The organism is Streptomyces lunalinharesii, from assembly GCF_039532155.1.
GTDB lineage: Bacteria > Actinomycetota > Actinomycetes > Streptomycetales > Streptomycetaceae > Streptomyces > Streptomyces lunalinharesii.
Map to the genome: position 1 here is coordinate 14,632 of NZ_BAAARK010000039.1, position 14,986 is coordinate 29,617.

Annotated in this window: 12 protein-coding genes and 1 tRNA gene; 10 read left to right on the top strand and 3 right to left on the bottom strand. The window is 72.1% G+C overall.

Annotated features, from left to right (window positions below):
- The first annotated feature begins 1 nt into the window (after position 1).
- The 5 genes from ABD385_RS34575 (at position 2) to pth (ending at position 4,184) form a co-directional block, all read left to right on the top strand.
- Positions 2–73: transfer RNA gene (locus ABD385_RS34575), tRNA-Gln, on the top strand.
- A gap of 131 nt (positions 74–204) precedes the next feature.
- Positions 205–1,692, top strand: a complete 1,488-nt coding sequence (gene glmU / locus ABD385_RS34580; protein ID WP_344583401.1) for a bifunctional UDP-N-acetylglucosamine diphosphorylase/glucosamine-1-phosphate N-acetyltransferase GlmU — start codon at positions 205–207, stop codon at positions 1,690–1,692.
- 73 nt (positions 1,693–1,765) lie between these two features.
- Positions 1,766–2,740 (top strand): ribose-phosphate diphosphokinase, encoded by a 975-nt coding sequence (locus ABD385_RS34585; protein ID WP_344583402.1) that lies wholly within the window; start codon positions 1,766–1,768, stop codon positions 2,738–2,740.
- A gap of 186 nt (positions 2,741–2,926) precedes the next feature.
- Positions 2,927–3,505, top strand: coding sequence for a 50S ribosomal protein L25/general stress protein Ctc (locus tag ABD385_RS34590; protein WP_344583404.1), 579 nt, complete (start codon positions 2,927–2,929; stop codon positions 3,503–3,505).
- An 88-nt stretch (positions 3,506–3,593) separates the two neighbouring features.
- Positions 3,594–4,184 carry an aminoacyl-tRNA hydrolase gene (gene pth, locus ABD385_RS34595; protein WP_344583405.1) on the top strand — a complete coding sequence of 197 codons (591 nt, stop codon included), beginning with the start codon at positions 3,594–3,596 and terminating at the stop codon, positions 4,182–4,184.
- A 94-nt stretch (positions 4,185–4,278) separates the two neighbouring features.
- Here the strand turns inward: pth and ppc are convergent, their stop codons facing one another.
- Complete coding sequence (gene ppc / locus ABD385_RS34600) at positions 4,279–7,044, bottom strand: phosphoenolpyruvate carboxylase (protein WP_425585545.1); 2,766 nt, start codon at positions 7,042–7,044, stop codon at positions 4,279–4,281.
- A 263-nt stretch (positions 7,045–7,307) separates the two neighbouring features.
- Here ppc and ABD385_RS34605 point away from each other — a divergent pair, with 263 nt between their 5' ends.
- Together ABD385_RS34605 and ABD385_RS34610 are read left to right on the top strand one after the other, a co-directional pair.
- Complete coding sequence (locus tag ABD385_RS34605) at positions 7,308–8,330, top strand: acyl-CoA desaturase (protein WP_344583406.1); 1,023 nt, start codon at positions 7,308–7,310, stop codon at positions 8,328–8,330.
- A 7-nt stretch (positions 8,331–8,337) separates the two neighbouring features.
- Positions 8,338–9,039 (top strand): TetR family transcriptional regulator, encoded by a 702-nt coding sequence (locus ABD385_RS34610; protein WP_344583407.1) that lies wholly within the window; start codon positions 8,338–8,340, stop codon positions 9,037–9,039.
- Positions 9,040–9,356: 317 nt separating this feature from the next.
- On the opposite strand, the gene ABD385_RS34615 is transcribed toward ABD385_RS34610, so the two are convergent.
- Positions 9,357–10,214: a trans-aconitate 2-methyltransferase gene (locus tag ABD385_RS34615; protein ID WP_344583408.1), complete on the bottom strand. Its 858-nt coding sequence runs from the start codon at positions 10,212–10,214 to the stop codon at positions 9,357–9,359.
- Between the two features lie 201 nt (positions 10,215–10,415).
- On the opposite strand from ABD385_RS34615, the gene ABD385_RS34620 reads away from it, so the two are divergent.
- The 3 genes from ABD385_RS34620 to ABD385_RS34630 all read left to right on the top strand — a co-directional run bounded on the left by ABD385_RS34620 (position 10,416) and on the right by ABD385_RS34630 (position 13,975).
- The gene (locus ABD385_RS34620; RefSeq protein ID WP_016573281.1) at positions 10,416–10,913 is read left to right on the top strand and encodes a MarR family winged helix-turn-helix transcriptional regulator; all 498 of its coding nucleotides are present in this window, start codon (positions 10,416–10,418) and stop codon (positions 10,911–10,913) included.
- Between the two features lie 66 nt (positions 10,914–10,979).
- Complete coding sequence (locus ABD385_RS34625) at positions 10,980–11,801, top strand: SDR family NAD(P)-dependent oxidoreductase (protein WP_344583410.1); 822 nt, start codon at positions 10,980–10,982, stop codon at positions 11,799–11,801.
- Between the two features lie 119 nt (positions 11,802–11,920).
- Positions 11,921–13,975, top strand: coding sequence for a beta-galactosidase (locus tag ABD385_RS34630; protein ID WP_344583412.1), 2,055 nt, complete (start codon positions 11,921–11,923; stop codon positions 13,973–13,975).
- A 19-nt stretch (positions 13,976–13,994) separates the two neighbouring features.
- Here the strand turns inward: ABD385_RS34630 and ABD385_RS34635 are convergent, their stop codons facing one another.
- Positions 13,995–14,774, bottom strand: coding sequence for a LuxR C-terminal-related transcriptional regulator (locus tag ABD385_RS34635; protein ID WP_344583413.1), 780 nt, complete (start codon positions 14,772–14,774; stop codon positions 13,995–13,997).
- Positions 14,775–14,986: the final 212 nt, after the last annotated feature.

The window sequence follows — 14,986 nt, forward strand, 5'->3', positions numbered from 1 at the left end:
CTCCCCTGTGGTGTAATAGGCAGCACTGAGGTTTTTGGTACCTTAAGTCCGGGTTCGAGTCCTGGCGGGGGAGCACAGTCACCACATCGCGACGTCCGGGTCCTGACCACACGGTCAGGACCCGCCCTCGTTTCCTCCGCAAAACGCCCCGGTATCCTTCGGATGACCACCACCCGAAGTAGCCAAGAAGCCGAAGGGCATCCCGTGAGCGCCAACCGCCCGGCCGCCGTCGTCGTTCTCGCAGCGGGTGAGGGAACCCGCATGAAGTCGACGACCCCCAAGGTCCTGCACGCGATCTGCGGCCGATCCCTCGTCGGCCACGTCGTCGCCGCCTCCCGCGAGCTGGACCCCGAACACCTCGTCGTGGTCGTCGGCCACGCCCGCGAGCAGGTGCGCGAGCACCTCGCCGCGATCGACCCCGCCACCCGCACCGCCGTGCAGCACGAGCAGAACGGCACCGGCCACGCCGTCCGCACCGCGCTCGAAGAGCTGAGCGGCGACGGCGTCACGCTGGACGGCACCGTCGTCGTGGTGTGCGGCGACACCCCCCTGCTGACCGGCGAGACGCTGCGCAAGCTCAGCGAGACGCACGCCGCGGACAAGAACGCCGTGACCGTGCTGTCGGCCGAGGTGCCCGACTCGACGGGCTACGGACGGATCGTGCGGGACGAGGAGTCCGGCGCGGTGACCGAGATCGTCGAGCACAAGGACGCGAGCGAGGCCCAGCGGGCCATCCGGGAGATCAACTCCGGGGTGTTCGCGTTCGACGCGCGGCTGCTGGTCGAGGCGCTGGGCAAGGTCCGCACCGACAACAGCCAGGGTGAGGAATACCTCACGGACGTGCTGGGGATCCTGCGTTCCGCCGGGCACCGGGTGGGCGCCGCGGTGGCGGCCGACCACCGCGAGATCCTGGGGATCAACAACCGGGTCCAGCTGGCGGAGGCCCGGCGGCTGCTCAACGCACGGCTGCTGGAGCGGGCGATGCTCGCCGGCGTCACGGTGGTCGACCCGGCGTCGACGTGGGTGGACGCCTCGGTGACGTTCGAGCAGGACGCCACGGTGCACCCCGGGACACAGCTGCTGGGTGCGACGCACGTGGCGTCGGGGTCCGAGGTCGGCCCGCAGTCGCGGCTGACCGACACCGTCGTGGGTGCGGGGGCGTCGGTGTCGTTCACGGTGGCCGACGGCGCGGAGATCGGGCCGGCCGCCTCGGTGGGCCCGTACGCGTACCTGCGTCCGGGCACGGTCCTGCACGTGAAGGCGAAGGCCGGCACGTTCGTCGAGATGAAGAACTCGCAGATCGGCGAGGGCACGAAGGTGCCGCACCTCTCCTACGTGGGGGATGCGACGATCGGCGAGTACACCAACATCGGTGCGGCCAGCGTGTTCGTGAACTACGACGGCGAGGCCAAGCACCACACGACGGTCGGCTCGCACTGCAAGACGGGCTCGGACAACATGTTCGTGGCGCCCGTCACGATCGGGGACGGCGCGTACACCGCGGCCGGTTCGGTCATCACCAAGGATGTGCCCCCGGGTTCGCTGGCGGTCGCGCGCGGCCAGCAGCGCAACATCGAGGGTTGGGTCGCACGCAAGCGGCCCGGGAGCGCCGCCGCGCAGGCCGCTTCGTCCGCCCACCAGGAAACGGAGTCGGGTCAGGGCTCTGACCCGAAGTCCGAGGGTGAGCGGTGACTGTGCCAACGGGTACGCCGTGCGGCGCGTACGGTGACGAGCGCACGCAAACTGTGATGCAAGGAGATTTGCTGTGACCGGGATCAAGACGACCGGCGAGAAGAAGCTGATGCTCTTCTCCGGCCGCGCCCACCCCGAGCTTGCCGAGGAGGTCGCGCACCAGCTGGGTGTGGGCCTGGTCCCGACGAAGGCGTTCGACTTCGCCAATGGCGAGATCTACGTCCGTTACCAGGAGTCGGCGCGCGGCGCGGACTGCTTCTTGATCCAGAGCCACACGGCTCCGATCAACAAGTGGATCATGGAACAGCTGATCATGCTCGATGCGCTGAAGCGGGCCTCGGCCCGCAGCATCACCGTGGTCGTGCCGTTCTACGGGTACGCGCGTCAGGACAAGAAGCACCGCGGTCGCGAGCCGATCTCGGCGCGCCTGATCGCGGACCTGATGAAGACGGCGGGCGCGGACCGCATCGTCACCGTGGACCTGCACACGGACCAGATCATGGGCTTCTTCGACGGCCCGGTGGACCACCTCTTCGCGCTGCCGGTGCTGGCGGACTACGTGGGCGCCAAGGTCGACCGGGACAAGCTGACCGTGGTGTCGCCGGACGCCGGCCGGGTGCGGGTGGCGGACCGCTGGTGCGACCGCCTGGGCGCGCCGCTGGCCATCGTCCACAAGCGCCGGGACAAGGACGTGGCGAACCAGGTCACCGTCCACGAGGTCGTCGGTGACGTCAAGGGCCGGGTCTGCGTCCTGGTCGACGACATGATCGACACCGGTGGCACGATCTGCGCGGCGGCCGAGGCGCTGTTCGCCAACGGTGCCGCGGACGTGATCGTGACGGCCACGCACGGCGTGCTGTCGGGTCCGGCCGCGGACCGGCTGAAGAACTCCAAGGTCAGCGAGTTCGTGTTCACCAACACGCTGCCGACGCCTTCGGAGCTGGAGCTCGACAAGATCACGGTGCTGTCGATGGCGCCGACGGTCGCGCGGGCGATCCGCGAGGTGTTCGAGGACGGCTCGGTGACGAGCCTGTTCGACGAGCAGTGAGCCGGCGGCCGGCGGTGGCCGGCTAGATCGACTTTGGGGCGGCCTTTCCCGCCGGGTAGACTCATCGAGTTGCTCGGCGAGGGAGGCCGCCCTTTGGCGGTTGTCCGTTATCGACGCGCTCTTCGTAGCAGGTCTGTCGTGGGCCGGGTGACGCCCCGCAGATTCTTTGAGATACGAGGAGCTGGCATGGCTGAGATCAAGCTTGTCGCTGAGGCCCGGAACGACTTCGGCAAGGGCGCCGCGCGCCGTCTGCGCCGCGAAGAGAAGGTTCCGGCGGTCATTTACGGCCACGGCGCGGACCCGAAGCACGTGGCGGTCGACAGCCACGCGCTGATGATGGCCCTGAAGACCCCGAACGCGCTGATCCGCCTTGAGGGCGAGGGCACCGACGAGCTGGTGATCCCGAAGGCCGTGCAGCGCGAGGCGATCCGGCGCTTCCTCGTGCACGTGGACTTCCTCGCCGTGAAGAAGGGCGAGAAGGTCGCCGTCGAGCTGCCGATCCAGATCGAGGGCGAGCTGGCCCCCGGCAGCAACCTGCTGGAGCACCTGCTCAACACGCTGCCGGTCGAGGTCGAGGCGACCCACATCCCCGAGTCCGTCACCGTGTCGATCGCGGGCCTGGACGCCGGTCACACCGTGCTCGCCAAGGACATCGCGCTGCCGGCCGGCGCTTCGCTGACCGTCGAGGGCGACACCCCGGTGCTGCAGGTCGTCGCCGCGCAGGCGGAGGCCCCGGCCGAGGCCGCCGAGGGCGCCGAGGGCTGAGTCCTCGCGCGGTAGTTTCTTCCCAACCGCTGTCGCGGTGCCGGACGGCGCCGGGGCGGCGGTTGGGTCGTTTTGAGGAGACGTGAACATGACCGATGCGGCGAGCCCCTGGCTCATCGTGGGGCTCGGCAACCCGGGCCCGGAGTACGCCGGCAACCGCCACAACGTGGGGTTCATGGTGGCGGACCTGCTGGCGGAGCGGATGGGCGGCCGCTTCAAGGCCCACAAGACGCGGGCCCAGGTGGTGGAGGGGCGCATCGGCCCGCCGGGCCCGTCGAACCGTCGGGTGGTGGTGGCCAAGCCGTCGTCGTTCATGAACCTCTCGGGCGGGCCGACGACCGCGCTGCGGGACTTCTTCAAGGTTCCGGTGGCCAACATCGTCGCCGTGCACGACGAGTTGGACATCGACTACGGCACGCTGCGGTTGAAGCTGGGCGGCGGTGACAACGGACACAACGGCCTGAAGTCGATCACGAAGTCGCTGGGCGCGGAGTACCACCGGGTGCGGTTCGGGATCGGACGGCCGCCGGGGCGGATGCCGGTGGCGGACTTCGTGCTGAAGGACTTCTCGTCGGCGGAGCGCAAGGAACTGGCGTACTTCGTGGACCGGGCGGCGGACGCGGTGGAGGCGTTGGTCCTGAAGGGCCTGGAGCGGGCGCAGACGACGTACAACTCGTGACGCGCGGCCACCTCCGCGCGTCAGCACGACGACGGCGGGGCCGTCCGGAAGGCGTTCCGGACGGCCCCGCCGTCGCGTGGGTGGGCGGTGCCGGTCAGCCGGTGTTGCGCAGGCCGGCCGCCACGCCGTTGACGGTCAGCAGCAGGGCGCGGGAGAGCAGCGGGTCGGGCTGCCGGTCGGCGGCGGCCGCGTCGCGCTGGCGCTTGAGCAGGGAGACCTGGAGGTAGGAGATCGGGTCCAGGTAGGCGTCGCGGACGCGGAAGGTCTGCTTGAGCACCGGGTTGGAGTCGAGGAGTTCGGCCTCGCCGGTGATGCGCAGGACCTCGGCGACGGTGAGCGCGTGTTCGGCCTTGATGACGGCGAAGACGTGCTGGAGCTCTTCGGGGACGAGGGTGTCGACGTAGTGCTCGGCGATCCGCAGGTCCGTCTTGGCCAGCGTCATCTCGACGTTGGAGAGGAAGTTGCGGAAGAAGTGCCAGTGCCCGTGCATTTCGTCCAGGACGGTGTCGAGGCCGGCTTCGCGGGCGGCCTTGAGGCCGGTGCCGACGCCGAACCAGCCGGGGACGATCTGCCGGGACTGGGTCCAGCCGAACACCCACGGGATGGCGCGGAGGCCGTCGAGGCCGGCGCCGGAGTCGGGGCGGCGGGAGGGCCGCGAGCCGAGGTGAAGGTCGGCGAGCTGGTCCACCGGGGTGGAGGCGAAGAAGTACGCGGGCAGGTCCGGGTCCTCGACGAGGCGGCGGTAGGCGCCGTGGGCGGCGTCGGAGACGGTCTCCATGGCCGCGTCCCAGCGGGCCAGGGCCTCGTCGGACTGTCGCGGCTCGGTGTGCAGGGCGGATGCCTGGAGCGTCGCGGCGACGGTCAGTTCGAGGTTCTCCCGGGCGAGTGACGGGACGAGGTACTTGTCGGAGATGACCTCGCCCTGCTCGGTGACCTTGATCTCGCCTTCGAGGGTGCCGTAGGGCTGGGCGAGGATCGCGTCGTGCGAGGGGCCGCCGCCGCGACCGACGGTGCCGCCGCGGCCGTGGAAGAGGCGCAGGCGCACGCCGTGGCGGTGCGCGACGTCGCGGAGCAGCCGCTGGGCGCGGTGGATCTCCCACTGGCTGGTGGTGATGCCGCCGAACTTCGAGGAGTCGGAGTAGCCGAGCATGACCTCCTGGACGTCGCCGCGGAGGGCGACCAGGCGGCGGTAGGAGGGGTCGGAGAGCATGTCGTCGAGGAGCTGGTCGGCGATCTTCAGCTCGTCGGTGGTCTCCAGCAGCGGAACGATGCCGATCTTGGCCCAGCCGGCGTGCAGGTCGATCAGGCCGGCCTCGCGGGCCAGGACGGCGGCGGCGAAGACGTCGTCGGAGCCCTGGCACATCGAGATGATGTAGGACTCGATGACCTCGGGGCCGAAGGTCTTCTTGGCCTGGCGGATGGTGCGGAAGACGCCGAGGGTCTTGGCACCGGCCTCGTCGAGGGGCGGCGGGGTGGGGGCCAGCGGCCGCCGGGAGCGGAGTTCCTTGGCGAGCAGCTTGCGCCGGTAGTCGCGCGGCATGTCCACGTAACGCCAGGACTCCTCGCCGAGGCGGTCGAAGAGCTGGCCGAGGGCGTGGTGGTGGGCGTCGGCGTGCTCGCGGACGTCCATGGTGGCGAGCTGGAGGCCGAACGCGGAGATCGTGCGCAGGGTGCGTTCGAGGCGGCCGTCGGCGATCAGGCCGCCGCGGTGGGCGCGCAGCGAGGTCTGGATGAGGGCGAGGTCGTCGAGGAGTTCGCTGGTGCCGAGGTAGTCGCGGCCCGGCACGTGCGGGGTGTCGCCGGCGAGGCGGTCGCGGGTGTTGAGGAGCTTCTGCCGGATGCAGGTGGCCTTGAGGCGGTAGGGCTCTTCGCTGTTGAGGCGCTTGTAGCGGGGGCTGATCTCCGGGAGGAGGTCGAGGTCGTGCTGGAGCGAGGCGAGCAGCTCGTCGGTGGCGCCGCAGTTGCGGATGGAGTTGGACAGGGCGCCGCGGAGTTCGTCGACGTGCTCCAGGGCGTCGCTGATGCCGTGCTCGTGCTGGAGGATCAGCACGTCCCAGGTCACCTGCGGGGTGACGTTGGGGTTGCCGTCGCGGTCGCCGCCGATCCAGGTGCCGAAGGTCAGCGGGCGGGAGCCGGCGGGGAGTTCGGTGCCGGCGCGCTCAAGCTCGGCGGCGAGGTCCTCCAGGACGTCGCCGACGGCGCCGCGGCCGAGCTCGTCGAGGTAGTAGATGGCGTTGCGTGCCTCGTCGGTGGGCTCGGGGCGGGCGACGCGCAGCTCGTCGGTCTGCCAGATGAGGTCGACGTTCTCGGCGAGGCGCAGGTCGACGCGGCGGCGGTCCGTGGCGTCGGTGCGGTCCAGCAGCTCGGCGATCTTGCGGAGCTTGGTGAGGACGGACCGGCGGGCGGCCTCGGTCGGGTGGGCCGTGAAGACCGGGCGGACGCCGAGGTTGCGGGCGGTGGCCCGCAGGTGCTCGGGGTCGGCGTCCTTGAGCATGTCGGCGGTGCGGGCCAGGATGCCGCCCTCGGCGGCGCGCCGGGCGCGCAGCTCGCGACCGCGGTGCACCTGCTCGGTGACGTTGGCGAGGTGGAAGTACGTGGAGAAGGCGCGGACCAGCTTGGCGGCGGTGATCAGGTCGGTCTCGCCCAGGAGCCGGGCGGCGGCCTCGCCGTCGGAGCGGGTCAGGGCGCGGACCTGTTCCACGAGGTCGAGGAGGTCCTGGCCCTCCTGCCGGACGAGGGTCTCGCCGAGGAGGTCACCGAGGCGGCGGATGTCGGCGCGCAGGGCCCCGTTGTCACCGCTGGTGCCCTGGGCGGCCCCGGGGGTGCTGGACTCGGCGGGGGTGTTGTCGGCACTGCTCACAGGTGCGGCTCCTTGCAAGGGATGGTGCAGTCATTGAGCACGTCTGGGCGGGGTGCGGACCGCGCTGTCCGACGCCCCCAGGATAGGTCTGCCCGCCGACCGGGGATCACACCGTCCGCGGGTTGGGCATCAGGAGTGCGGGGCCGGTGGTGGGGCCTGTCACGGCCTTGTCCCAGGCGGTGTCGCTGCCATACTTACGAGACCGTAGGTTACGGTCCCGTAGGGCCGTAGCCGTGCCCCGAGCCCCCGACGAGGGACGCCACATGACCGCTGGTCCAAACGCCGTGGAAGAGTCACCGATGCCGCTCGATGTGCCCCCCGGTTCTGCTGCCTCCTCCGCCGTGCCGTCCGCGACGCTGGGCGGCGAGCAGCGCAGGTCGCTGGAACAGATCACCCTGCTGATGTTCATCACCGTGCCGTTCCTGGCCCTGCTCGCCGCGGTGCCGCTGGCCTGGGGCTGGGGCGTGAGCTGGCTGGACCTCGGGCTGATGACGGCGATGTACTTCATCGGTTGTCACGGCATCACCATCGGTTTCCACCGCTACTTCACGCACGGTGCGTTCAAGGCGAAGCGTCCGCTGCGGATCGCGCTCGCGGTCATGGGGTCGCTGGCGGTGGAGGGGCCCCTGGTCCGCTGGGTCGCCGACCACCGCAAGCACCACAAGTTCTCCGACGCCGAGGGCGACCCGCATTCGCCCTGGCGGTTCGGGGAGACCGTCCCGGCCCTGATGAAGGGCCTGTGGTGGGCGCACGTCGGCTGGATGTTCGACGAGGAGCAGACGCCGCAGCACAAGTACGCGCCCGACCTGATCAAGGACCCGGCGATCCGGGCGATCTCCCGCCAGTTCGTGCTGTGGACCACGGTGTCGCTGCTGATCCCGCCGCTGGTCGGCGGGCTGGTGACGTGGTCCTGGCAGGGCGCGCTGACCGCGTTCTTCTGGGGCTCCCTGGTCCGGGTGGCGCTGCTGCACCACGTGACGTGGTCGATCAACTCCATCTGCCACGCGGTCGGCAAGCGCCCGTTCAAGTCCCGGGACCGCTCGGGCAACGTCTGGTGGCTGGCGGTGCTCTCCTGCGGCGAGTCCTGGCACAACCTGCACCACGCCGATCCGACCAGCGCCCGGCACGGGGTGCTGAAGGGCCAGCTGGACTCCAGCGCCCGGCTGATCCGCTGGTTCGAGCTGGCCGGCTGGGCGCACGACGTGCGGTGGCCGAACGCGGCGCGGATCGACGCCCGGCGCCAGGACGGCGCCCGGGGCGAGGAGAACGCCCCGCTGGGGGCATGATTGACGGGTGGCGATCGACAGCAGCGCGAGCAACGGCAGTAAGGGAAAGTCCTCCGGCTCCTCCGGGTCCCCCGCTTCGGGCACCCGACGGGCCCGCCGGGTGCGGATGACCGGCGCGGAGCGCCGTGAGCAGTTGCTGGACATCGGCCGCACGCTGTTCGCCGAGCGGGGTTACGAAGGCACGTCGGTGGAGGAGATCGCGGCGAAGGCCGGGGTCTCCAAGCCGGTGGTCTACGAGCACTTCGGCGGCAAGGAGGGGCTGTACGCGGTGGTCGTGGACCGCGAGATGCGGCAGCTGCTGGACATGGTCACCGGTGCGCTGACCGCCGGGCACCCGCGCGAGCTCCTCGAACAGGCGGCGTTCGCGCTGCTCGACTACATCGAGACGTTCACCGACGGCTTCCGGATCCTGGTCCGGGACTCCCCCGTCGCGCAGTCCACGGGCACCTTCGCGTCGCTGATCAGCGACATCGCCACCCAGGTCGAGGACATCCTGGGCCTGGAGTTCAAGGCCCGCGGCTTCGACCCGAAGCTGGCGCCGCTGTACGCCCAGGCGCTGGTCGGCATGGTGGCCCTGACCGGCCAGTGGTGGGTCGACGCCCGCAAGCCGAAGAAGGCGGAGGTGGCGGCGCACCTGGTGAACCTCGCATGGCACGGGCTGGGGAACCTGGAGCCCAAGCCACGACTGATAGGGCACCGCAAGAACTGAGCGGGGCGTCGAAGATGCCGACGTGTGCGGACGCTCAGCCCCTCGGCGATCCGGCCCGAGTTGCCCAACAGCGTGGGGAACGCGGGCTTTCGAGTGTCCGTCAGGGCTGATGCGCGTCGCCCCGTCGTAGCCACGGCACCCCTGTCACCTGGGCCGACCCCCAGGGTCCGGCCGTGATCCGAGCGCTACGGCGCGCCCGTCGTCGGGTGGGCCCGCGCACCCGCGCCGGCCTCGAACCAGCAGCCTTCTCCTGCCTCCCCAGGCCGGCGGCGAGCTGGATGTGGTCGAGGCCGGTGCTCACTGCGGAGCCTCCGGATTCAGGCGGTCGGGGCGGCGCCCCGCGCGGGTGGAGCCGAGGGCCCGGGCTTCTGGGCTACGGCGAAGATGCGGCGGAACGGGAAGACCGTGCCGTGCCGGCCGGTCGGGTAGGCGCGGCGCAGGGCGTCGCGGTATTCGGCGAGGAAGGCGTCGCGCGCCTCCGGGTCGCCTTCGAGGGCGGTGAGGACGGGGCGCAGGGCCGTGCCCTTGACCCAGTCGAGGACCGGGTCGTCGCCCTGGAGGAGTTGGACGTAGGTGGTCTCCCAGGCGTCGGTGGCGCAGCCGAGGTCGGTGAGGCGCTGGAGGTAGTCGGCGGGGTCGAGGATGTGGACGAAGCGGCGGCCCTGCCGGTCCAGGCGGTCGCGCCACTGCGGGGCGTCGCACAGTTCGCCGAGGAGGGCGTGACTGGGCGAGGTGAAGTTGCCCGGGACCTGGAAGGCGAAGGTGCCGCCGGGGGTGAGGGCGTCGATCCAGCGGGCGAAGGAGTCCGGGTGGTTGGGGACCCACTGCAGGGCCGCGTTGGAAACGATCAGGTCGAAGGGTTCTTCGGGGGCCCAGTCGGCGGCGTCGGCGGGGGCGAAGTCGAGGTGGCCGCCGCCGGGGGTGGGCCCGGCGTAGGACTCGGCCTCCTTGAGCATGTCGGTGGAGTTGTCGTAGCCGGTGATGTGGGCGTCCGGCCAGCGGTCGGCGAGCTGGACGGTGACGTTGCCGGGGCCGCAGCCGAGGTCGGCGATGCGGGCGGGGCGGTCGGGGCGGGGGAGTTCTGGTATCCGGGCGAGGAGGTCGTGGAAGGGTCGGGTGCGGTGTCCTGAGTGGTGGAGGTACTGCTGGGGATCCCAGACGGGTGCGTCGTGCATGTTCGATAACCCCTTTGCTGGTGCAGGGCAGGCACTGTTCTGTTGTGGAGCCTGCCGGACGGCCTCCGAGCGAGTTCTGGCCATCTCGGGCGGATTCCGTGCTGCGCCCACGATGCCCAGTAGTCCGGGAAAATATATCTTGACATCAAGAAGCTTGCCATCAAGAGACTTTACATCGACAGACCCTTTACACTGATCGCCATGGAGGACGAGGTCGATCGACTGGTCGCAGCATGGCGCCGCGAGCGCCCGGACCTCGACGTGGAGCCGCTTGAGGTCCTCAGCCGCGTCTCCCGCCTGGCCAGACACCTCGACCGGGCCCGCCGTCTCGCCTTCTCCGAGGTGGGCCTGGAGCCCTGGGAATTCGACGTGCTGACCGCGCTGCGGCGCGCCGGCGCGCCCTATCAGCTCTCCCCCGGCGCCCTGCTGACGCAGACCCTGGTCACCTCCGGCACGATGACCAACCGCATCGACCGGCTCGCCAAGAAGGAATTGGTGGAGCGGTTGCCGGACCCCAGCGACCGGCGCGGGGTGCTGGTCCGGCTGACCGCCAAGGGCCGCGACAAGGCCGACGAGTCGCTGGCCGGGCTGCTCACGCAGGAGCGCGCCATCCTCGCCGAGCTGTCGCGGCAGCAGCGGCACGAATTGGCCGGTCTCCTGCGGCGGTTGACCGGACCGTTTGACAACGTGCCGGGTTAGGCCCACACGGGGCACGCGGCCGGTGTGGGCTTGCCGGGCCACCCCGGGGTGGGCTTGGATCACCGCATGAGCCAGCAGGAGACCGGAGGAACGGGCTCCGTGCCCGTGGGGCCGTACGGCAGTGGTGGCAGGCGCGGACGGCGGTTTTCGGGGCGGACGGTGCTGGTGACCGGCGCCGCCGGCGGCATCGGGGCGGCGACCGCGGACCGGCTGGCCGCCGAGGGCGCGGCGGTGCTGCTGCTGGACGTCGACGACGCCCGCGGGGAGCGCGTCGCGCGGCGCATCCGGGCGGCCGGCGGGCGGGCCTCGTACGAGCACTGCGACGTGGCCGCCGAGGACGACTGGCAGCGGGCCGTCGCGGCGGCGCGCACCCGGTACGGGCCGGTGGACGGCCTGGTCAGCAACGCCTACCTCGCACACGTGGCGCCGGCCGACCGGACCTCGCCGGTGGAGTGGGACCGGCAGCTGGCGGTGAACCTGACCGGGGCGTTCCTGGGCGTGCGGGCGGTCCTCGCGGACCTGCGGGCGCGCGGCGGGGCGGTGGTGCTGACGTCGTCGGTGCACGCGCTGGTGGGGCTGCCGGGGCGGCCCGCGTACGCGGCGTCCAAGGCCGGACTGACCGGACTGGGCCGGCAGTTGGCGGTGGAGTACGGGCCCGCGGTGCGGGTGAACTGCGTCCTGCCGGGTCCGGTGCTGACCGCGGCGTGGGACGGCATCGACGAGGAGCAGCGGCGGGCCAGCGCGGCCGAGACCGCGGCGCGGCGGCTGGGCCGGCCCGAGGAGGTGGCGGCCGCCATCGCGTTCCTGCTCTCCGGGGAGGCGTCGTTCGTGACAGGGGCCAGCCTGGTGGTGGACGGCGGCTGGAGCGTGTACAAGAACTCCTCGTGAGGCAGACCTGAAGACGGGCGGCGTTCCGGGAGCGGTCGTGGCGGGGCGGCGCCCGTGGCGCCCGCGCGCCGCACCGGGTCGCGCGGCGTCTCCATCCCGCATGCGAGCCAGGGGGTCCGATGGGCATCCGATTCGGCGGCGACTACAACCCCGAGCACTGGCCGGAGGAGGTGTGGGCCGAGGACCTGGCGCTGATGAAGGCGGCCCACGTCTCCATGGTCACGGCCGGGATCTTCTCCTGGGCGAAGGTCGAACCCCGGCCGGGGGAATGGGACTTCGGGTGGTTCGACCGGGTCATGGACGGTCTGGCCGGGGCCGGCATCGAGGTGTGCCTGGCGACGATGACGGCGTCACCGCCCCCGTGGTTGAGCCAGGCGCACCCGGAGATCCTGCCGGAGGGCCCGGACGGGCAGCGCCGCTGGCCGGGCGCCCGGCAGCACTTCTGCCCGTCCAGCCCGGTGTTCCGGGCGCACGCGGTGCGGCTGGTGGAGCAGGTCGCGGCGCGGTACGCCGACCATCCGGCGCTCGCACTGTGGCACGTGGGCAACGAGTTCGGGTGCCACACCCGGCAGTGCTTCTGCGACGTGTCGGCGGAGCACTTCCGAAGCTGGCTGCGGGAGCGGTACGGCAGCGTGGCGGCGCTCAACGACGCCTGGTCGACGTCGTTCTGGTCGCAGGCGTACGGGGACTTCGCCCAGGTGCTGCCGCCCCGGAACGCGCCGACGTTCGCCAATCCGGCGCAGCAGTTGGACTACCTGCGGTTCAGCGACGCGGCGTTGCGGGAGTGCTATCTGGCGGAGCGGGCGGTGCTCACGCGGTTGGCGCCCGGGGTGCCGGTGACGACGAACCTGATGCCGCAGCACAAGCCGGTGGACGCGTTCGGCTGGGCGCCGTCGATGGACGTGATGGCGCTGGACTTCTACCAGGACCCGCACGTGCCGGACGACCACGTCCGGGCGGCCTACGTCTTCGACCTGATGCGGTCGGCGCGCGAGGGGCAGCCGTGGCTGCTGCTGGAGCAGGCGCCGGGCGCGGTCAACTGGCGGCCCCGCAACGGGCCCAAGCCGCCCGGGGCGATGCGGCTGTGGAGCTGGCAGGCGGTGGCGCAGGGCGCGGACGCGGTGCTGTTCTTCCAGTGGCGGCAGTCGCTCGGCGGGGCGGAGAAGTTCCACTCGGCGATGGTGCCGCACGGCGGGACGGACACCCGGATCTTCCGTGAGGTGTGCGCGCTGGGGCGGGAGTTGGCGGCGCTGCCGGGGATCGAGGGGTCCCGGTCGCGGGCCTCGGTGGCGCTGCTGGCCGACTGGCAGAGCTGGTGGGCGCTGGAGCTGGATTCCCGGCCGTCCACGGCACTGGACCACTCCCGGATCGCGCTGGACCACTACCGGCCGTTGTTCGAGGCGGGGGTGGCCTGTGACGTGGTGCCGCCGGGACGGGAGCTGTCGGGGTACCGGATGGTGGTGGTGCCGAACCTGTACCTGCTGACGGACCGGGACGCGGCGCGGCTGGCGGCGTACGTGGACGGTGGCGGGCAGCTGGTGGTGTCGTTCTTCTCGGGCATCGTCGACGCCTGCGACCGGGTGCGCCCGGGGGGCTATCCGGGCGCGTTGCGGGAGCTGTTGGGGCTGCGGGTGACGGAGTTCTGGCCGCTGGCCGAGGGACGGTCGGTGGCGGTGGGCGACGGCGGTCCGACCGCGGCCGGGCGGGGCCGGCAGGCCGGGCGGGCCTACGCGGGCCGGGCGGACCTGTGGTCGGAGGAGATCGAGGTGGCCGGCGCCGAGGTGGTGGCGCGGTTCCTGGACGGCGAGCTGGCCGGGCGGCCGGCGGTGACCCGGCACGACCACGGGCGGGGCAGTGCCTGGTACGTCGGGACGCGGCTGGAACCGGCCCTGATGCGGGCCCTGTTGGACGACGTGCGGGCGGCGGCGGGGGTGGCGCCGGTGCTGCCGGGGCTGCCGCCGGGCGTGCAGGCGGCGGTGCGGGAGGGCGCCGGCGGCCGGTACGTGTTCCTGCTGAACCACGGGGGCCGGGCGGTGCAGGTGACGCTGCCGGAGCCGCTGCGGGACGCCTGGACGCCCCGGGCGGCGGCGGTGACGCGGGTGACGCTGGCCGCCCGGGGCGTGGCGGTGCTGACTGGTTTGCAGCGGGCGGGCGGTGGGGGCGCCGCGGAGTGATCCGGCCGGGCGGGCGGGGTCAGGGCAGGGTGAGCGGCCCGGCGGTGACCGGTTCGAGGTCGGCGGGGCCGACCCCGGCCCGGCGGGCCAGCGCGACGGCGGCGAGGGTGGAGTGCACGCCCAGCTTGCCGAGCACGTTCTGCATGTGGGTGCGGACGGTGTGCGGGGAGAGGAAGAGCCGCTCGGCGACCGCCTTGCGGCCCAGTCCGGCGACCATGCAGCGCAGCACCTCGCGTTCGCGCGGGGTCAGGGACTCCACGAGCCGCTCGCTCTCGCTGCGGTGCTTGCGGGACGCGGTCAACTCCCGCAGCACGCCGGTGAGCAGGGCGGGCGGCAGGTGTGTCTCGTCGCGCAGCACGCCGCGGATGACGGCCAGCAGGCGGGAGAGCGAGGAGTCCTTGGCGACCCAGCCGGAGGCGCCGGCCTGGAGGGCGGCGGCGGCCCGGCGCGGATCGTCCCGGTCGGCGAGGACCACGGTCCGCAGGTACGGGTGGCTGGTGCGCAGGCCGGACACGAGGGCGATGCCGTCCAGCGGGACGCGGGGCGGGCTCTCGCGCGCGGTGCCGTCGCGGGCGGGCCCTTGGGGCGGCACGGCCAGGAGCGGGGCGGCCAGGTCGGCGTCGGCGAGCAGGACGTCGAAGCGGCGGCCGTCGGTGGCGGCCCGGTCGAGCGTGCGCAGCGCCGCCGGCGCGCTGCCCGCCGCGGCGACGTCCACGTCCACCTCCGCGGCCAGTGCGGCCGCCAGGGACTCGGCGAAGATGCGGTGGTCGTCGACCACCAGAACCCGGATGCGTTGCACGCAAGACCCCCTGTCTCGGTGAACGGACCATAGCGGGCACGGCGTCCGGATTGAAGATCGCCTCGGCCGGGCGGCGGACGCCGCCGGCCGGTGACCACCCGCCCCGGGCGCGGTACCCGAGCGGTCTCGCCCCCTGATCGGCGCCGGCCCCCACCGGCGCTGGTGACAGCGTACGGACGGGGTGCCCCGGGGGAAGGTGATTGACGAAAGTG